The organism is Streptomyces sp. DH-12 (assembly GCF_002899455.1).
Taxonomy (GTDB): Bacteria; Actinomycetota; Actinomycetes; order Streptomycetales; family Streptomycetaceae; genus Streptomyces.
Genome location: NZ_PPFB01000001.1, coordinates 5,692,938 through 5,711,791, shown reverse-complemented (window position 1 = coordinate 5,711,791; position 18,854 = coordinate 5,692,938). Strand labels below are relative to the sequence as shown.

Sequence of the window (18,854 nt, the reverse complement as noted above, 5' to 3'; positions counted from 1 at the left end):
TCGTAGGTACTGCTACGCCGGAGCCCGTTTCGCTCTGCAGAAGCCGGACAGCCAAGGAAGCGCCACGAAAACGCGGTGGCGCCTCGACAACCGAGGGGACATACAACAGATGCGAGCGCAGCCTGCTACGTCTGAGGTGCGCAGGCCCGCAGCGCAACTTGTAGCATACGGGGGCGGCCGGGCATGGTCAATGCACGAAGCCGCCCACCCGGGGCGGATCACCGCATAACCGGCACAACTGCCGCCTCCCGAGGCCATGCAGGGGTGAAGAAGACCCCCTCGGCGACACACCGGGGACCCGGCTGGACGGAAGAGTACGACGAGGGAGCCGATCATCCAAGAGCCCGAAGTCCCCGAACCGGAGGCCACCCGGCGGGAGGCCGGCGTCACGGAGAGCTCCCGGGCCAACCGGGGCTGGTGGGACCGCAACGCCGACGAGTACCAGACCGAGCACGGCGCCTTCCTCGGCGACGACCGTTTCGTATGGGGCCCGGAGGGCCTGGACGAGGCGGAGGCGGGGCTGCTCGGCCCGCCGGAGGAGCTGAAGGGACGCGACGTCCTGGAGCTGGGCGCCGGCGCGGCACAGTGCTCGCGCTGGCTGGCCGCGCAGGGCGCGCGCCCGGTGGCCCTCGACATCTCGCACCGCCAGCTCCAGCACGCGCTGCGCATCGGCGGGGCGTTCCCCCTGGTGTGCGCGGACGCGGGCGCGCTGCCCTTCGCCGACGCCTCCTTCGACCTGGCCTGCTCGGCGTACGGGGCGCTGCCCTTCGTCGCCGATCCGCGGCTGGTGCTGCGCGAGGCGCGCCGGGTGCTGCGGCCGGGCGGGCGGCTGGTGTTCTCCGTGACGCACCCGATCCGCTGGGCGTTCCCGGACGAGCCGGGCCCGGAGGGGCTGAGCGTGTCCGGGTCGTACTTCGACCGCACGCCGTACGTGGAGCAGGACGAGAGCGGCCACGCGGTGTACGTGGAGCACCACAGGACGCTCGGGGACCGGGTCCGTGACGTGGTCGCCTCCGGGTTCCGGCTGGTGGACCTGGTGGAGCCGGAGTGGCCGGCCTGGAACACCTCCGAGTGGGGCGGCTGGTCCCCGCTGCGCGGCAGCCTGATCCCCGGCACGGCGGTCTTCGTGTGCGTACGGGACTGAGCGCGTGATCCGTCACGAGGCGCTGGAGTCCCTCCCGGTGCGCGAGGCCCTGCCCGGGCTCGCCGAAGCGCTCGACACCCGCGGCACGTCCGTGCTGGTGGCGCCGCCGGGCACCGGCAAGACCACCCTGGTGCCGCTGGCGCTCGCCGGTCTGTGGGGCACGGGCCCCGCGCGGCGGGTGCTGGTCGCGGAGCCCCGGCGGATCGCGGCCCGCGCGGCGGCGCGCCGGATGGCGTGGCTGCTGGGCGAGCGGGCGGGCGGCTCGGTCGGCTTCACGGTGCGCGGGGAGCGGGCCGTGGGGCGTGACACGCGCGTGGAGGTCGTCACGACCGGTGTGCTCCTCCAGCGGCTCCAGCGCGACCAGGAGCTGGCCGGGGTGGACGCGGTGGTGCTCGACGAGTGCCACGAGCGGCACCTGGACGCGGACACGGCGGCGGCGTTCCTGTGGGACGTGCGCGAGACGCTGCGGCCGGACCTGCGGCTGGTGGCCGCGTCGGCGACGACGGACGCGGAGGGCTGGGCGCGGCTGCTGGGCGGCGCGCCCGTGGTCGAGGCGCGGGGCGCCGCGCACCCGGTCGACGTGGTGTGGGCGCCGCCCCCGCGCGCGGTGCGGCCGCCGCACGGCATGCGGGTGGATCCGGCGCTGCTCACGCACGTGGCGGCGGTGGCGCGCCGGGCCCTGGCGGAGCGGGACGGCGACGTGCTGGTGTTCCTGCCGGGGGTCGGGGAGATCTCCCGGGTGGCCGGGATGCTGGGCTCCCCGCCCGGGGTGGACGTCCTCCAGGTGCACGGGCGGGCGCCGGCCGCCGTGCAGGACGCGGTGCTGTCGCTCGGTGAGCGGCGCCGGGTGGTGCTGGCGACGTCGGTCGCGGAGTCCTCGCTGACGGTGCCGGGAGTGCGGGTCGTGGTGGACTCGGGTCTCGCCCGCGAGCCGCGCGTCGACCACGCGCGCGGACTGAGCGCCCTGGCGACGGTACGGGCCTCGCGGGCCGCGGGGCGGCAGCGGGCGGGCCGCGCCGGACGTGAGGCGCCGGGCGCGGTGTACCGCTGCTGGGCCGAGGCGGAGGACGCGCGGCTGCCGTCGTACCCCTCCCCCGAGATCAAGGTGGCCGACCTGACGGCGTTCGCGCTCCAGGCGGCCTGCTGGGGCGATCCGGACGCCTCCGGTCTGGCGCTGCTGGATCCCCCTCCGGGCGGCGCGATGGCTGCGGCCCGCGACGTCCTCACCGCGATCGGCGCGGTACGGCCGGACGGCCGCCCCACCGAGCGCGGCGTCCGCCTCACCCGGCTCGGCCTGCACCCGCGCCTGGGACGCGCCCTGATGGACGCCGCCCCGCGCGTGGGCGCCGGCCTCGCGGCCGAGGTCGTCGCGCTGCTCTCCGAGGAGCCCCCGCGCGACTACGGCGACGACCTGGCCGCCGCCCTGCGCGCCGCCCGCCGCGGCGGCGACGGGTACGCGGCACGCTGGCGCACGGAGGCACGGCGGCTGCGCGGGGCGGCGGCCGAGGCGGAGGGAGCCGTACCGGCCGGCGGGCCGGACGCGGGCGGCTCCGGCGGGACCCCGGCGTCGGACGCCCCTGCGGGGGCGGGCGGCGGTGCGGTGCCGGTGGCCCGCGGTGGCGGGGAGCGGCCGGGCGGGCGCGGTGGTGGGACCGGCGTGGAGGAGCGTGCCGTCGGTGCCGTCGTGGCGCTCGCCTTCCCGGAGCGGGTGGCCCGGGCGGACGGCGGGTCGTACCTGATGGTGGGCGGGACGCGGGCCGAGGTGGGGGCGGGGTCCGCGTTGCGCGGGGCCGAGTGGATCGCCGTGGCCGTGGCCGACCGGCCCGTGGGGCGCGGCCACGCGCGCGTCCTGCTGGGGGCCGCCGTGGACGGGGACGTGGCGCGCTGGGCGGCGGGGACGCTCGCGGAGCGGCGCGAGGAGGTGCACTGGGCCGGCGGGGACGTCGTGGCGCGGCGGGTCGAACGGCTCGGGGCGGTCGAGCTGGCCGCACGGCCGCTCACCGACGCCGGCCCCGCGCCGGTGCGCGCCGCGCTGCTGGACGGGCTGCGCCGGGAGGGGTTCGGGCTGCTGCGGTGGCCGGCCGGGGCGGAGGTCCTGCGGCAGCGGCTGGCCTTCCTGCACGAGCGGCTGGGCGAACCCTGGCCGGACGTGTCCGACGAGGCGCTGCACGCGCGCGTGGACGAGTGGCTGGAGCCGGAGCTGAGCCGGGCGCGGCGCCGGGCGGACCTCGCCCGCATCGACGCCGGGCAGGCGCTGGCGCGGCTGCTGCCGTGGGCGTCCGGCGAGGCGGCGCGCCTCGACGAGCTGGCGCCCGAGCGGATCACCGTGCCCAGCGGGTCGACCGTACGGATCGACTGGTCCGACCCGGAGCGGCCGGTGCTCGCCGTGAAGCTGCAGGAGATGTTCGGGCTGCGGGAGTCGCCCACGGTGGCCGGGGTGCCGTTGCTGGTCCACCTGCTGTCCCCGGCCGGCCGTCCGGCCGCCGTCACCGCCGATCTCGCCTCCTTCTGGCGGGAGGGCTACCAGCAGGTGCGGGCGGAACTGCGGGGCCGGTACCCGAAGCACCCCTGGCCTCAGGACCCGGCCTCGGCGCAGCCGACCCGGCACACCAACGCGCGGTCGCGGGGGTAGGACGCGCGGGCGTCCGTTCCGTACGGGGCGCCCGCGTCCGTGTCGTCAGGCGCCCGGGGTCCGCGAGGGCTCGGTGGACGGCTCCGTCGAGGGGCCTGTCGAGGGGTCTGCCGACGGCTCGGGGTCCGGGCTCGGGGTGGCCGCCGGTTCCACGGTCAGTTCGACCGTGAGGGTCGCGCCGCCGGCCGTGGTGAGGCGGAGCAGGAACGTGCCGGCGGTGTCGTCCGCGTACAGCTTCGGCAGGGTCAGCAGCCCGTCCGCGTCCGTCCTGAGACCGGTCAGGGTGCGGACCGTCCTGCCGTCGGCGTCCTTGAAGTAGGGGCCCCTGTCGTTCTCGGCGGGGTCGTCGGCGGACGTCACGAGGGTGGCGGTGACGGCGACCTTCCCGGCGGCCGCGCCCCGGTAGGTGGCCCTGACCTCGACCGGCTCGGCGAACTCGCCGCCCGCGACGGAGGTCAGTTCCTCGGGGCCGGTGCGGACGAGGGCGTCGGCGGCGCGCTCGGTGACCGTCGCCCTGTAGGGGACACCCTTGACGGAGCGGCCCGCGACGGCCGCCTGGACGGCGAACGCGCCGGTCCTCTCCCCCGCCCGCAGCGCGGGCGCCACCGCGACACCGGACGCGTCGGTGGTGACGGTCGCCACGCTCTCGCCGCCGGCGAAGGTGGCGTCCGTGTCGCCGACGATGGTGAAGCGGATCCGCACCTTGGCGACCGCCTTGCCGGTCTCGGTCTCCGCGCGGGTGCTGATGCGCTCGGCGAAGGTGTGGCCCGCCATGGCGGTGAGGGCGCCGGTGCCGGCGTCCTCCAGGTGATGCACCGTGTCGGTGGGCGTCGGCGGAGTGGTCGGAGGAGGCGTGGCGGGCGGCGTGTTCGGGCTGTCGCTGCCGCCGCCGTTGCCGGGCGCGGCGGGGCCGGGCGCCGGCCGGGAGCCGGAGGGCTTGCCGGGCCGGGTGTCGCCGGGCCCCGTCGGCGGGGTGGTGCGCGGCGTCGACGGGGAGGCGCCGGGACGCGCCGTGTCGTCGCTGCGGTCCGCGGGCAGGCTGCCGGTGCCGTCGGGGATCTCGTGGGTGCCCTTGCGGTAGTACTCCAGCCACGACAGGACGGTGTTCAGGTAGTCCGTCGAGTTGTTGTAGCTGAGGATCGCCTTGCGCAGGTCGCCCTGGTCGGACAGGTCCCAGCCGAAGCGGCACAGGTAGTGGCCGGCGGCGAGGGCGGCGTCGTAGATGTTGTTCGGGTCCTCGCGGCCGTCGCCGTTGCCGTCGCGGCCCGCCCACTCCCATGTGGAGGGGATGAACTGCATGGGCCCGACGGCCTGGTCGTACATGCGGTTGCCGTCGTAGGCGCCGTCGTCGGTGTCCCGGATGAGGGCGAAGCCGTTGCCGTCGAGCTGGGGGCCGAGGATCGGCGTGACGGTGGTGCCGTCGGCGGTGACCCGGCCGCCGCGCGCCTGACCGGACTCCACCTTGCCGATGGCGGCGAGGAGTTGCCAGGGCAGGTTGCAGCCGGGCTTCTTCTCGCGCAGCGCGGCCTCGGCCTTCTTGTAGGCGTCGAGGACGGTCGCGGGTATGCCGGCCTCGGCGGCGTGCCGGTCGCCGGCGCCCGCGGAGGGCGACGGGCTGGGGCTGTTGAGGGGCGGCAGGTCCGTGTAGTACGGCGAGTTGCCGGTGGCGCTGTCGTCGGCGGCGGTGTCGGGCGCGGAGGCGGCGTCGCCGGTGCTCTGTCCGCCCTGGTCGCCGACCGTGACGCCGGGCGCCTGGGACGCGGACAGGGCCGCCACCGCTGCCGCGGCCACGGCGGTGGTCGCCGCTTGCTTGCGGAGCCGCCTGCCGATGTGCGCCGCCATAGAGTGAACCCCTCCCATGGGCGCTGCCGGCGCCCGTCACCGTGTGCTGTGTCCGCCCTGTTGTGAGATCTGCCCGCCCCGCCGGCTGCCCCGGGACGCGGGACCGGTTCGGCGACCCTCGCGACCTTACGACAACTTCCTTTGCACGGACACCCGTTGATGCCCGATATTCACCGGTTGGCCACCTTCTCGTCCGGACGGTCCGCGGGGCGGCGGGCCCGCGCGCGCGGGTCTGCCGAATACTGGGGTCCGCCCGGCGCCGGGGCCGCCGGCCGACGAGTCCGGAAGCCCCCGGTCAACCCCCGCTGCGAGGAGTCCCGTTGCCGTTCACACTCAGCCACGCGGCGGCGGTCCTGCCGGCCGTCCGCACCGACGGGACGGGCCGCGGGCCGCTGGTCCCGGCCGTGCTGGTCGCGGGCAGCTTCGCGCCCGACATGACCTACTACGCGGCCAGTGCGGTGTCCGGGGCGATGGAGTTCGGCGACGTGACGCACGCCGGCTGGGGCGTGTTCACCGTGGACGTGCTGATCGCCTGGGCGCTGGCGGGGCTGTGGCTGCTGGTGCGGGAGCCGCTGGTGGCGCTGCTGCCGCGGGCGCGTCAGGGGCGGGTGGCGGCGCTGGTGCGCTGCGGCGCGCCCCGGGCGCGCGTACGGGCGTCCCTGGCGGCGCGCTGGTACGTGTCCGCCGTCCTGGGGGCGCTGACGCACGTGGTGTGGGACGCGTTCACCCATCACGACCGGTGGGGGACGCGGCTGTTCCCCGTGCTGGAGCGGGAGATCGGGGGTTCGCCGGTGTTCTGGTACGCGCAGTACGGGACGTCGCTGGTGGCCGCGGTCGTCCTGGTGGCGTTCGCGGCGCGGGCGCTGCGGCGCGCGGTCCCCGGGGACGCGGTGCCCCCGGGGGTGCCGGCGCTGTCGGCGGGCGACCGGTGGGGGGCCGCCCTGCTGCTCGGCGGATGCGCGGTCGTGGCGGCGGTGCTGCGGGCCACCCGGTGGTGGGCCCACTGGGGCCACATGGCGAAGCCCTACGAGCTGATCCCGACCGTCTGTTTCGGCGCGGGCGCGGGGCTGGTCGCCGCGCTGCCGGTGTACGCCGTCGCCGTCAGGGTGTGGCGTCGGGTCCCGGCCACGGAGGGGCCTGCGGGCGCGGATACGCGGGAGCCGGACCGTACGGCCGCACGCTGAGGGTCTCGCTCGCCGCGACGAACACGGTGACCGTGCGGACCGGGCGGGGCCGGGGCAGCAGGGTGAGGACGAGGGTGAGGTAGGCGCGGGCCAGCTCGGCCCACAGCCGCCACGGGGGTTGTTCCGTCCCGGCGCCCGGGGCGGTGGGGGTGCGGCCGGTTCTCCGCCGGCCGTCGGTGACGCGGACGCCGAGCCGGGCGGCGGCGTCGCGGAGGGCGGCCGTGAGGCCGCCGGGGACGCGGGCGGTGCTTGCGGCGGCCGCGAAGACCGGGACCGGCGGAAACGCCTGGGCGGTGGGTCCGTCGGCGTCGGCCCGCGGGGGTGCCGCTCTGCGGTGAGGCATGCGTATACCCATGCCTGGCATGCTCTCCGCCCACCCCGGCGCGGGCTCCCCTGCGAGGGCCAGGCGAGTGAAGCACGGGGAGCCCGGCAGACGCCGGGACACCCTCCCGGACCCCGCCCGGCCTGCGGTCACGGCGCCCTGCGGACGCCTCGGGGCGGCACGGCGGGCCGGGGCGCTCGACCGCCCCCGGCGAGGGCGCCGCCCGGCCACCGGCGGCCACCGCCGGGGCGGAACCGCGGGCGCCGGCCTGCCGGCCGCACGGGGACGGGCCGGGCGGACGGCGGCCCGGCCGGCGTGTACCGGCGCCTCCGTGCCGCTGCGCGGCGGCGCACCGGCCGGAGGGGGGGCAGGCGCCCGGCCGCGGGCGCGCGGGTGTTCACCCGCAGGGGCAGACGCCGCGCCCGGCCCCGCGCACCGCGTCAGTGCGCCGCCGACTCCCAGTCCGGGCCCGCGCCCACCGAGACGCCCAGGGGCACCCGGAGCTCGACGGCGGACGCCATCTCGCGGCGGACCAGGTCCTCGACCTGTTCGCGCTCGCCGGGGGCGAGTTCCAGGACGATCTCGTCGTGGACCTGGAGGAGCATGCGGGAGCGCAGGTCCGCCTCGCGCAGGGCGCGGTCGACGTTCAGCATGGCGATCTTGACGATGTCCGCCGCCGTGCCCTGGATCGGCGCGTTCAGCGCCATCCGCTCCGCCGCCTCGCGGCGCTGGCGGTTGTCGCTGTTGAGGTCCGGCAGGTAGCGGCGGCGGCCGAACAGCGTCGCCGTGTACCCCGTCGCCCGCGCCTCGTCCACGACGCGGCGCAGATAGTCCCGTACGCCGCCGAAGCGTTCGAAGTAGGCGTCCATCAGGGCGCGCGCCTCCGCCGCCTCGATGTTCAGCTGCTGGGACAGGCCGAAGGCGGACAGGCCGTAGGCCAGGCCGTAGGACATCGCCTTGATCTTGCGGCGCATCTCCGCGTCCACCGCGGACCGCTCGACGGAGAACACCTGGGCGGCGGCCGTGGTGTGCAGGTCCTCGCCGGACGTGAACGCCTCGATCAGACCGGCGTCCTCGGAGAGGTGGGCCATCACGCGCAGCTCGATCTGGCTGTAGTCGGCGGTGAGCAGCGCGTCGAAGCCCTCGCCGACCACGAAACCGCGGCGGATGGCGCGGCCCTCGTCCGTGCGGACCGGGATGTTCTGCAGGTTGGGGTCCGTGGAGGACAGCCGGCCCGTCGCGGCGACGGTCTGGTTGAACGTGGTGTGGATGCGGCCGTCCGCGGCGATCGTCTTGATCAGGCCCTCGACGGTGACGCGGAGCTTCGCCTGCTCACGGTGACGCAGCATGATCACCGGCAGTTCGTTGTCCGTCTGTCCGGCGAGCCAGGCGAGGGCGTCGGCGTCCGTGGTGTAACCGGTCTTGGTCTTCTTCGTCCTGGGCAGGGCCAGCTCGCCGAAGAGGACCTCCTGGAGCTGCTTGGGCGAGCCCAGGTTGAACTCGTGCCCCGCCGCGGCGTGCGCCTCCTTCACCGCCTGCTGCACGGCGCCGGCGAACATCTGCTCCATGGCCTCCAGGTGCGCCCGGTCGGCCGCGATGCCGTGCCGCTCCATGCGGGCCAGCAGGGCGGAGGTGGGCAGCTCCATGTCGCGCAGCAGGTCGGAGGCGCCCACGTCGGCGAGGCGGCCCTCGAAGGCCTCGCCCAGGTCGAGGACGGCGCGGGCCTGCACCATCAGCGCGTGCGCCTGGGCGCCGTCGTCCGCGCCGAAGGCGAGCTGCCCGTCGGGCGCGGCGGCGGGCGCCAGCTCCCGGTGCAGGTACTCCAGGGACAGGGCGTCCAGGTCGAAGGAGCGGCGGCCCGGCTTCACCAGGTACGCGGCGAGCGCCGTGTCCATGGTGACGCCCTCGATCCGCCAGCCGTGCTCGGGGAAGACCCGCATCGCGCGCTTGGCGTTGTGGAACACCTTGGGGCGGGCCGCGTCGCCGAGCCAGGCGCGGAACGCCTGCTCGTCGGCCTCGTCCAGCTCGGCCGGGTCGAACCAGGCGGCCGGTCCCTCCGCCGTGGCCAGCGCGATCTCGGCGACGGAGCCGGTGCCGAGCGCCCAGGTGTCGACCGCGACGACGCCGACCGGGCCGGTGGCGTGCTCCGCGAGCCAGCCGGCCAGTTCGCCGGTGCCCAGCACGGTGCCGTCGACCTCCACGCCGTCCGCGACGACCGGGGCGGCCTCGGCCTCCTCGGCGCCCGGGTCGACGGCGAAGAGCCGCTCCCGCAGCGAGGGGTTCCTGATCTCCAGGGTGTCGAGGATCATCGCCACGCTCTTGCGGTCGTAGGCGGTGCGCTCCAGGTCGAGCACGCCCTTCGGCAGCTCCACCTGGCGCTCCAGCTCGGTGAGCCGGCGGTTGAGCTTGACGGACTCCAGGTGGTCGCGGAGGTTCTGCCCGGCCTTGCCCTTGACCTCGTCGGCCCGCTCGACCAGCTCGGCGAAGGAGCCGAACTGGTTGATCCACTTCGCGGCGGTCTTCTCACCGACGCCGGGGATGCCGGGCAGGTTGTCCGACGGGTCGCCGCGCAGGGCTGCGAAGTCCGGGTACTGCGCGGGCGTCAGGCCGTACTTCTCGAAGACCTTCTCCGGGGTGAAGCGGGTCAGCTCGGAGACGCCCTTGGTCGGGTACAGCACCGTGACGTGGTCGGAGACCAGCTGGAAGGAGTCGCGGTCGCCGGTGACGATCAGCACCTCGAAGCCCTCGGCCTCGGCCTGGGTGGCGAGCGTGGCGATGACGTCGTCCGCCTCGAAGCCCTCGACGGCGAAGCGGGGCACGCCCATCGCGTCGAGCAGCTCGCCGATCAGCTGGACCTGGCCCTTGAACTCGTCGGGGGTCTTGGAGCGGTTCGCCTTGTACTCGGTGAACTCCTCCGAGCGCCATGTCCTGCGGGACACGTCGAAGGCGACCGCGAAGTGCGTGGGCGCCTCGTCACGCAGGGTGTTGGCGAGCATCGACGCGAAGCCGTAGATCGCGTTCGTCGGCTGGCCCGTCGCGGTGGTGAAGTTCTCCGCGGGCAGCGCGAAGAACGCGCGGTACGCCAGTGAGTGCCCGTCCATGAGCATCAGGCGCGGGCGGGTCCCGCCGGAGGTCTGGTCGGTCTTCTTCGATGCTGTCTCTGCCACGGGTCCGATCCTGCCACGCCCCACCGACACCGGCTCCCGCCCCCGCGCCGCGCACCTCCGACGCACCGGGGCGCGGCCCCGCGAGCCTCGCCCGCGAGATCCGCGCTCCCTTCCCTCCGCCCCGGCCCGGACCCCGTGGGAGGATCGGAGATCCACCTCACACGTGTGCGTGAACAGGAGTGCGCGATGGCAACGAAGCCGCCCCAGGGTGATCCGGTCCAGGACGCTCCGAAGGTGGCCGAGCGGAAGCGGGCGGCCGCCGGGCTCCCCGCGATCGGTCACACCCTGCGCATGGCCCACCGGCAGATGGGTGTGAGGCGCACGGCGCTGACGCTGCTCGGCGTCAACCAGGAGAACGGTTTCGACTGCCCGGGCTGCGCCTGGCCGGAGCCGGAGCACCGGCACCGCGCGGAGTTCTGCGAGAACGGTGCGAAGGCGGTGGCCGAGGAGGCCACGCTGCGCCGGGTCACCCCGGAGTTCTTCGCCGCGCACCCGGTCTCCGGCCTGGCCCGCCGCAGCGGGTACTGGCTGGGGCAGCAGGGCCGGCTGACCCACCCCATGTATCTGCCGGAGGGCGCCGATCACTACGAGCCGGTGAGCTGGGAGCGCGCCTTCGACATCGTCGCCGAGGAACTGGCCGCGCTGTCCTCCCCGGACGAGGCCGTCTTCTACACGTCGGGCCGCACCAGCAACGAGGCCGCGTTCCTCTACCAGCTCTTCGCGCGCAAGCTCGGCACGAACAACCTGCCCGACTGTTCCAACATGTGCCACGAGTCCTCCGGTTCGGCCCTGTCGGAGACGATCGGCGTCGGCAAGGGCAGCGTGCTGCTGGAGGACCTGTACCGGGCGGACCTGATCGTGGTCGCCGGGCAGAACCCGGGCACCAACCACCCGCGCATGCTGTCCGCGCTGGAGAAGGCCAAGGCGAACGGCGCGCGCGTGGTGAGCGTCAACCCGCTGCCGGAGGCGGGCCTGGAGCGCTTCAAGAACCCGCAGACGCCCAAGGGGCTCACCGCAGGCACCGCGCTGACCGACCTGTTCCTGCAGATCCGCATCGGCGGCGACCAGGCCCTCTTCCGCCTCCTGAACAAGCTGGTCCTGGACACCCCGGGCGCGGTCGACGAGGAGTTCGTCCGCGAACACACCCACGGTTTCGAGGAGTTCGCCGAGGCCGCCCGCGCCGCCGACTGGGACTCCACGCTCGCCGCGACCGGCCTGGCGCGCGAGGACATCGAGCGGTTCCTGCGGATGGTGCTGGACTCGGAGCGGATCGTCGTCTGCTGGGCGATGGGCCTGACCCAGCACAAGCACTCCGTGCCGATGATCCGCGAGATCGTCAACTTCCTGCTGCTGCGCGGCAACATCGGCCGTCCGGGCGCGGGCGTGTGCCCGGTGCGCGGCCACTCCAACGTGCAGGGCGACCGCACCATGGGCATCGTCGAACGGCCCGCGCCGGCGTTCCTGGACGCCCTGGAGCGGGAGTTCGGCTTCGCGCCGCCGCGCGAGCACGGCCACGACGTCGTCCGGGCGATCCGCGCGCTGCGCGACGGGGCGGCGAAGGTGTTCTTCGCGATGGGCGGCAACTTCGTCGCCGCCTCCCCCGACACCGAGGTCACCGAGGCCGCGATGCGCCGGGCCCGGCTGACGGTGCACGTGTCGACGAAGCTGAACCGCTCGCACGCGGTCACGGGCGCGCGCGCCCTGATCCTGCCGACGCTGGGCCGCACCGAGCGCGATCTGCAGGCGGGCGGCGAGCAGTTCGTGACGGTGGAGGACTCCATGGGCATGGTGCACGCCTCGCGCGGGCGGCTGGAGCCGGCGAGCCCGCACCTGCTGTCGGAGCCGGCCATCGTGTGCCGGCTGGCCCGCCGGGTCCTCGGCGCGGAGGACGACGTGCCGTGGGAGGAGTTCGAGAGGGACTACGCGACGGTCCGCGACCGCATCGCGCGCGTGGTGCCCGGCTTCGAGGACTTCAACGCGCGCGTGGCGCGCCCCGGCGGCTTCGCCCTCCCGCACGCCCCACGCGACGAGCGCCGCTTCCCCACCGCGACCGGCAGGGCCAACTTCACCGCGGCGCCGGTGGAGTGCCCGCAGGTGCCGGAGGGCCGGCTGCTGCTGCAGACGCTGCGCTCGCACGACCAGTACAACACCACGGTCTACGGCCTGGACGACCGCTACCGGGGCATCAGGAACGGGCGCCGCGTGGTGCTGGTGAACCCGGAGGACGCCCGGGAGCTGAGGCTCGCGGACGGCTCCTACGTCGACCTGGTGAGCGAGTGGAAGGACGGTGTGGAGCGCAGGGCGCCCGGTTTCCGCGTCGTGCACTACCCGACGGCACGGGGGTGCGCCGCCGCCTACTACCCGGAGACCAATGTCCTGGTGCCGCTGGACGCCACCGCGGACATCTCCAACACCCCGGCCAGCAAGTCGGTCGTGGTGCGTCTGGAACAATCGGCGACCGACTGAGCGTGCGCTCAGGGCACAGACGTACGAACGTACCGACGCACGATTGGAGCCGGGCCCATGGGAGAGCCGCAGCAGGTGAAGTTCCCGCAGGAGGTCATCGACGAGTACGCCGCGCTCGGTGTGGACCTCCAGGCGCTGTTCTCGGCGGGCCACCTCGGCACGCGGATGGGCGTGCAGATCACGGAGGCGTCGGCGGAGCGCGTCGTCGGCACGATGCCGGTGGAGGGCAACACCCAGCCCTACGGCCTGCTGCACGGCGGCGCGTCCGCCGTGCTGGCGGAGACGCTGGGCTCGGTCGGCTCGATGCTGCACGGCGGCGTGGGCAGGATGGCGGTCGGCGTGGACCTCAACTGCACGCACCACCGGGGGGTCCGCTCCGGTCTGGTCACCGGAGTCGCCACCCCGGTGCACCGGGGGCGGTCCACGGCGACGTACGAGATCGTGATCACCGACGAGGCGGACAAGCGGGTGTGCACCGCCCGGCTGACCTGCCTGCTGCGGGACGCGCGGCCCGGTGACGCGGAGAAGGCGGCCGGCTGACGGCCGCCGGGGTGCGGGGAGCCCTCGGCACCGCGCACCCCGCACGCCTCGCGCTCCCCCGCACACCCGTCCCGCTCCCGTGGCACCGCGCCCGTCGCCGCCCTTGCCCGCGGCCGGCGGGCGCTCTAGCGTTCCGTGTCATGGGACGGGGCGGCACCTCTCGCGGCGCCGGGGCGTTCCGCGCGCCCCTCCCGGCCGTGCTCGCGGCGGCCCTGGCCGTGGCCGGGTGCGGTACGGCCGGCCCGGGCACAGCGCGTGACGCCTCCCCCGCGGCCCACACCTCCCCGTCCTCCCGGGCGACCTCCGACGTGGACCTCTGCGTCCGCATCGTCGGCCACTGGTCGCGCGAGGTGCTCGACGGCCGCGGCTACGGTGACTACCAGTCCATGGGCATGTCCGGCGGCCAGTACGAGATCCTGCGCGAGGTGGTGGAGGCCGCGCGCGCCGCCCGGCGCGAAGGGGCGCGCGATGTCGGCAGGGTGGCAGGACGTCAGGCGCGCGAGGGGTGCGTCGCGTGGTACCGCTCCGGAGGGCCCGGTGAGGGGCCCTGGCGATGAGCGGGATCGGTCCCGTCGAACCGGACGGTGACACGCGCCCGTCGGACCCCGCTCCCGTCGCCCCGCACCCCCGGAACAGGCCGTCCGCACGCACGCCGGGACGCCGCCGCCGGACCGCGGCCGGCGCGCTCCTCGCCGTCGCCGTACTCGTCGGCGGGTTCGCCCTCCACCTCACGCGCCCACGCCCCGCACCACCGCCCGAACCCCGCTTCCCGAGTCAGACGACGTCCTTCCGTTACCTGTCCATGCAGGTCAGAGACGCGCGGGCGACTTTGCCTGAATTTGAATTCACAATACAAGCGTTTTCGGAATCCGATGCTCCGGTGATCGTCCTGGACATTTCCCAGCCCTACGCGGGCCTGTCCCTCGGATCCGATCCGACCACTCCTTTACGAGTGAAAGGGGGCATGTCCCGCAAGATCACCGTGACCGTCCGCGTGACGGAATGCGGAAAAGTGCCACGGAACGCCGGACTCCCTTTCCTGGACGTAACACTGCGTAACACGCGCGCAAAAGAGGTGCACAGCTACATCCTCGGCGCCCGGTACGCGAGGGACCTGTCCGCGGCCCTGGAGGCGGCCTGCGGCAACGGGTTCCGGTAATCAGCAAAACGCCTGATACACCTGGATCACCCCCGCCGGTTCCTGCGGTTTCTCACCATGCGGACAGGGCAAATCGGCGGGAATTCAGCTCTTCTCCCCACTCAGTACCGCTCTGCAATACGTCGTGTCATAACAAGAGCGTCACAGCCTTGGCCAGAGTCTCCTCCGCATTCCCCCCACACGCTTAGAGTCACGGCCAGTCACCGCGCCGCCTGATTCTCACTCGGCCCAGCGCTCGACTCGGCCGTTTCCACGGGGAAGCGGCTGTCAGGGGAAAGGACTGGATCGTGCGTCAACGTTCGCTCATCTCCATCACCGCCGCCCTGGCGGCAGGTGCACTCACCCTCACCGCCTGCGGCTCACGCGACGACAACGGCGGCGGCTCGGACTCGGGCAACGGTGACACCACCGTGGTCATCGGCGTCGACGCGCCGCTGACCGGCGACCTCTCCGCGCTCGGCCTCGGCATCAAGAACTCCGTGGACCTCGCCACGAAGATCGCCAACAAGGAGAAGCACGTCGAGGGCGTCACCTTCAAGATCGAGGCGCTCGACGACCAGGGCCAGGCCTCCGTCGGCCAGCAGAACGCCACCAAGCTCGTCGCCAACAAGGACGTGCTCGGCGTCGTCGGCCCGCTGAACTCCTCCGTCGGCGAGTCGATGCAGAAGGTCTTCGACACCGCCAAGCTGGTCGAGGTCTCCCCCGCGAACACCAACCCCGCCCTCACCCAGGGCGTGAACTGGCAGACCAAGAAGGAACGGCCGTACAAGTCGTACTTCCGCACCGCGACCACGGACGCCATCCAGGGCCCGTTCGCCGCGCAGTACGTCTACAACGACGCCAAGAAGAAGAAGGTCTTCGTCATCGACGACAAGAAGACCTACGGCGCCGGACTGGCCGCCACCTTCACCGAGGAGTTCAAGAAGCTCGGCGGCCAGGTCGTCGGCACCGAGCACATCAACCCGGAGAGCAAGGACTTCAGCGCCGTCGCCACCAAGGTGAAGAACTCCGGCGCCGACGTCGTCTACTACGGCGGCGAGTACCCGCAGGCCGGCCCGCTGAGCAAGCAGATCAAGGAAGCCGGCGCCAAGATCCCGCTGGTCGGCGGCGACGGCATCTACAGCGCCGACTTCATCAAGCTGGCCGGCGCGGCCGGCACCGGCGACCTCGCCACCTCCGTCGGCGCGCCCGTCGAGTCGCTGCCGTCCGCCAAGGAGTTCGTCGCGAACTACAAGGCCGAGGGCTACAAGGAGGACTACGAGGCGTACGGCGGTTACTCCTACGACTCCGCCTGGGCCATCATCGAGGCCGTCAAGAAGGTCGTCGACGACAACGACGGCAAGCTGCCCGACGACGCCCGCGCCAAGGTCGTCGACGCCATGCAGAACGTCTCCTTCGACGGCGTGACCGGCAAGGTCTCCTTCGACGAGTTCGGTGACGCGACCAACAAGCAGCTCACCGTCTACACCGTCAAGGGCGGCGACTGGACCACCGTGAAGTCCGGCACCTTCACCGGCTGACCTCCCCCGCACCACTCACACGAGCCGCGCGGGGCGCTGTTCCACTGGCGCCCTGCGCGGACTCGGTTCCGGCCCATCCGTCGAACCCGAAAGTCTCGGAGGACATGCGGTGAACGAACTGCCGCAGCAGCTGGTCAACGGCCTGCTACTGGGATCCATGTACGGCCTGGTCGCCATCGGCTACACAATGGTCTACGGCATCGTCCAGCTCATCAACTTCGCCCACGGCGAGATCTTCATGGTCGGCGCCTTCGGCGCCATCACCGTGCATCTGTACGTCTTGCCGGACGGCACCTCCATGTGGGTCGCCCTGCCGCTCATGCTGATCGGCGCCATGATCGCCTCGGTGCTGGTCGCCATCGGAGCGGAACGGTTCGCCTACCGCCCGCTGCGCGGCGCGCCCCGGCTCGCCCCGCTGATCACCGCCATCGGACTCTCCCTCGCACTCCAGCAGGCCGTCTGGGCCTTCTACCCGGAGGCGAAGTCCAAGCTGGCCTTCCCGCAGATCGAAGGCGGCCCGTTCACCATCGGCGGCGCCACCATCCAGACCGGCGACATCTTCCTGCTCGTCGCCGCACCCCTCAGCATGGCGTTCCTCGCCTACTTCGTCATGCGCACCCGCACCGGCCGCGGCATGCAGGCCACCGCGCAGGACCCGGACACCGCGAAGCTGATGGGCGTCAACACCGACCGCATCATCGTGATCGCCTTCGCCCTCGGCGCCGTCTTCGCCGCCGTCGGCGGTGTCGCCAGCGGCCTGAAGTACGGCCAGATCGACTTCAAGATGGGCTTCATCCTCGGCCTCAAGGCCTTCACCGCGGCCGTGCTCGGCGGTATCGGCAACATCTACGGAGCCATGATCGGCGGTGTGGTCCTCGGCGTCGTCGAGACCCTGGCCACCGCCTACATCGCCGACATCCCCGGCCTGGACCAGTTCGGCAGCCAGTCCTGGGCCGAGGTCTGGGCCTTCATCCTCCTCATCCTCGTGCTCCTGTTCCGGCCACAGGGCCTGCTCGGCGAGCGCGTCGCGGACAGGGCGTGACACCGATGACCACACAGACCACAGCACAGAAGACCGTGGCCGCACCCGCCCCGAACACCCCCTCCGGGCTCATCGGCATCCCCGCGAACCTCGCGCGGGCCCTCGCCACCGGCGGCAGCGTCCTCGCCGTCATATCCACCTTCCTCGCCTGGACCTGGACCTCCGCCTTCCCCGGCGACCTCACCGTCTACGGCTACCCGGGCGGACTCCAGGTGCTCGTCCTCGTCGGCGGCGCCCTCGCCACCCTCTTCTGCCTCGCCTCCCACGGCGTCAGAGGACTGGGCTGGCTCACCCCGGCCGGCGCCGACGCGGCCGTGAAGTACGCCGTGCTCGGCACCTTCGCCACCGCCTGGTACACCGTCGTCTCGATCAGCGCCGAACTCGGCGGCGTCGTCAACCTCGAACCGGGCGGCTACCTCGTCGCCGCCGCCACGCTCATCGCCCTCGTCGGCGCCCTGGCCCTCCCCTTCGAGCGCCCCGAACCCGACCCGATCGACCCCGAGGCCGGCGGCTGGGAACGGTTCACACACGACACCGGACACGCCCTGGCGGTGCTGCGGGCGGCCTTCGCCTCCGGCTCCCCGCGCCCCGTGCGCACACTGCCGTCCTACGCCGAGATCCTGATCATCGTCGCCGTCCTGGCGGTCGCCCTGACCGTCTTCACCTACGGCATCGGCACCGAGTACGACGAGCTGTTCGTCGGCTTCCTGATCACCGCCGGCTTCGGCTTCAGCGCACTGAACCGCTCCGGCCTGATCGCCCACGCCTCCCAGATCAGCGCCCGCCACCAGAACATCACCGTCTGCGGCGCGTTCGTCGCGGCGGCCCTGTTCCCCTTCACCCAGACCGACGACCAGTACGCCACCCTCGGCGTCTACATCCTCATCTTCGCCACCGTCGCCCTGGGCCTGAACATCGTCGTCGGCCTCGCCGGCCTGCTCGACCTCGGCTACGTCGCCTTCCTCGGCGTCGGCGCCTACGCGGCCGCACTCGTCTCCGGCTCGCCCAGCTCGCCCTTCGGCGTGCACTTCCCCTTCTGGGCCGCCGTCCTCGTCGGCGCCGTCGCCTCGCTCATCTTCGGCGTGCTCATCGGCGCACCCACCCTGCGGCTGCGCGGCGACTACCTGGCCATCGTCACCCTCGGCTTCGGTGAGATCTTCCGCATCGCCGTGAACAACACCGACGGCACCTCCGGCCCGGACCTCACCAACGGCTCCAACGGCATCGCGTCCATCCCGGACCTGAACATCCTGGGCTTCGACCTGGGCGTCGCACACGACATCGGCGGCTTCACCATCGGCCGGTTCGCCAACTACTTCTTCCTGATGCTGCTCATCACGGCCGTCGTCGTCCTCGTCTTCCGGCGCAGCGGCGACTCCCGCATCGGCCGGGCCTGGGTCGCCATCCGCGAGGACGAGACCGCCGCCCTCGCCATGGGCATCAACGGCTTCCGGGTCAAGCTCATCGCCTTCGCCGTGGGCGCCACCCTCGCCGGCCTCGCCGGCACGGTCCAGGCGCACGTCACCTACACCGTGACCCCCGAGCAGTACCTGTTCGCCGGCACCACCCCGCCCAACTCCGCCTTCCTCCTCGCCGCGGTCGTGCTCGGCGGCATGGGCACCATCGCCGGACCCCTCATCGGAGCCGCGCTGCTCTTCCTCATCCCCAACAAACTCCAGTTCCTGGGCGACTACCAGCTCCTCGCGTTCGGCATCGCGCTCGTACTGCTGATGCGCTTCCGTCCCGAGGGCCTCATCCCCAACCGGCGCCGCCAGCTGGAGTTCCACGAAGAGGCCGACGCGCCCACAGTCCTGAGCAAGACGGGGGCCTGACCAC

General features: G+C 73.5%; 12 protein-coding genes. 9 read left to right on the top strand and 3 right to left on the bottom strand.

What is annotated here, in order from left to right; all coding sequences use genetic code 11:
- Positions 1–331: 331 nt before the first annotated feature.
- Together C1708_RS24580 and C1708_RS24575 are read left to right on the top strand one after the other, a co-directional pair.
- Positions 332–1,144 carry a class I SAM-dependent methyltransferase gene (locus C1708_RS24580; RefSeq protein WP_106414713.1) on the top strand — a complete coding sequence of 271 codons (813 nt, stop codon included), beginning with the start codon at positions 332–334 and terminating at the stop codon, positions 1,142–1,144.
- Positions 1,145–1,148: 4 nt separating this feature from the next.
- Positions 1,149–3,776 carry an ATP-dependent RNA helicase gene (locus C1708_RS24575; protein WP_106414712.1) on the top strand — a complete coding sequence of 876 codons (2,628 nt, stop codon included), beginning with the start codon at positions 1,149–1,151 and terminating at the stop codon, positions 3,774–3,776.
- A 45-nt stretch (positions 3,777–3,821) separates the two neighbouring features.
- On the opposite strand, the gene C1708_RS24570 is transcribed toward C1708_RS24575, so the two are convergent.
- A complete protein-coding gene (locus tag C1708_RS24570; protein WP_106414711.1) occupies positions 3,822–5,618 on the bottom strand; it encodes a lytic murein transglycosylase in 1,797 nt (598 codons plus the stop codon).
- Between the two features lie 320 nt (positions 5,619–5,938).
- Here C1708_RS24570 and C1708_RS24565 point away from each other — a divergent pair, with 320 nt between their 5' ends.
- Positions 5,939–6,802: a DUF4184 family protein gene (locus C1708_RS24565; RefSeq protein ID WP_106414710.1), complete on the top strand. Its 864-nt coding sequence runs from the start codon at positions 5,939–5,941 to the stop codon at positions 6,800–6,802.
- Here the strand turns inward: C1708_RS24565 and C1708_RS24560 are convergent.
- Complete coding sequence (locus C1708_RS24560) at positions 6,720–7,157, bottom strand: hypothetical protein (RefSeq protein ID WP_241911326.1); 438 nt, start codon at positions 7,155–7,157, stop codon at positions 6,720–6,722. The two genes, C1708_RS24565 and C1708_RS24560, sit on opposite strands and share 83 nt — an antisense overlap.
- A 407-nt stretch (positions 7,158–7,564) precedes the next feature.
- Positions 7,565–10,291 (bottom strand): DNA polymerase I, encoded by a 2,727-nt coding sequence (gene polA / locus C1708_RS24555; protein WP_106414708.1) that lies wholly within the window; start codon positions 10,289–10,291, stop codon positions 7,565–7,567.
- A gap of 186 nt (positions 10,292–10,477) precedes the next feature.
- Here polA and C1708_RS24550 point away from each other — a divergent pair, with 186 nt between their 5' ends.
- The 6 genes from C1708_RS24550 (at position 10,478) to C1708_RS24520 (ending at position 18,850) form a co-directional block, all read left to right on the top strand.
- Positions 10,478–12,757, top strand: a complete 2,280-nt coding sequence (locus C1708_RS24550; RefSeq protein WP_106414707.1) for an FdhF/YdeP family oxidoreductase — start codon at positions 10,478–10,480, stop codon at positions 12,755–12,757.
- 57 nt (positions 12,758–12,814) lie between these two features.
- On the top strand, positions 12,815–13,297 hold the full coding sequence (locus tag C1708_RS24545) for a PaaI family thioesterase (RefSeq protein WP_106414706.1): 483 nt from the start codon (positions 12,815–12,817) through the stop codon (positions 13,295–13,297).
- A 140-nt stretch (positions 13,298–13,437) separates the two neighbouring features.
- The gene (locus tag C1708_RS24540) at positions 13,438–13,854 is read left to right on the top strand and encodes a hypothetical protein (RefSeq protein ID WP_106414705.1); all 417 of its coding nucleotides are present in this window, start codon (positions 13,438–13,440) and stop codon (positions 13,852–13,854) included.
- An 889-nt stretch (positions 13,855–14,743) separates the two neighbouring features.
- Positions 14,744–15,976: a branched-chain amino acid ABC transporter substrate-binding protein gene (locus C1708_RS24530; protein ID WP_106414703.1), complete on the top strand. Its 1,233-nt coding sequence runs from the start codon at positions 14,744–14,746 to the stop codon at positions 15,974–15,976.
- A gap of 109 nt (positions 15,977–16,085) precedes the next feature.
- Positions 16,086–17,018, top strand: coding sequence for a branched-chain amino acid ABC transporter permease (locus C1708_RS24525; protein ID WP_106414702.1), 933 nt, complete (start codon positions 16,086–16,088; stop codon positions 17,016–17,018).
- A 5-nt stretch (positions 17,019–17,023) separates the two neighbouring features.
- Entirely contained in the window at positions 17,024–18,850 is a 1,827-nt protein-coding gene (locus C1708_RS24520) for a branched-chain amino acid ABC transporter permease (RefSeq protein ID WP_106414701.1), read from the top strand.
- Positions 18,851–18,854 lie beyond the last annotated feature (4 nt).

Excerpts from the sequence above, each read along its gene's own strand:
- C1708_RS24545 (WP_106414706.1), top strand. The coding sequence starts at position 12,815 with ATGGGAGAGCCGCAGCAGGTGAAGTTCCCGCAGGAGGTCATCGACGAG.
- C1708_RS24520 (WP_106414701.1), top strand. The coding sequence starts at position 17,024 with ATGACCACACAGACCACAGCACAGAAGACCGTGGCCGCACCCGCCCCG.
- C1708_RS24570 (WP_106414711.1), bottom strand. The coding sequence starts at position 5,618 with ATGGCGGCGCACATCGGCAGGCGGCTCCGCAAGCAAGCGGCGACCACC.
- C1708_RS24550 (WP_106414707.1), top strand. The coding sequence starts at position 10,478 with ATGGCAACGAAGCCGCCCCAGGGTGATCCGGTCCAGGACGCTCCGAAG.
- C1708_RS24540 (WP_106414705.1), top strand. The coding sequence starts at position 13,438 with ATGGGACGGGGCGGCACCTCTCGCGGCGCCGGGGCGTTCCGCGCGCCC.
- C1708_RS24560 (WP_241911326.1), bottom strand. The coding sequence starts at position 7,157 with ATGGGTATACGCATGCCTCACCGCAGAGCGGCACCCCCGCGGGCCGAC.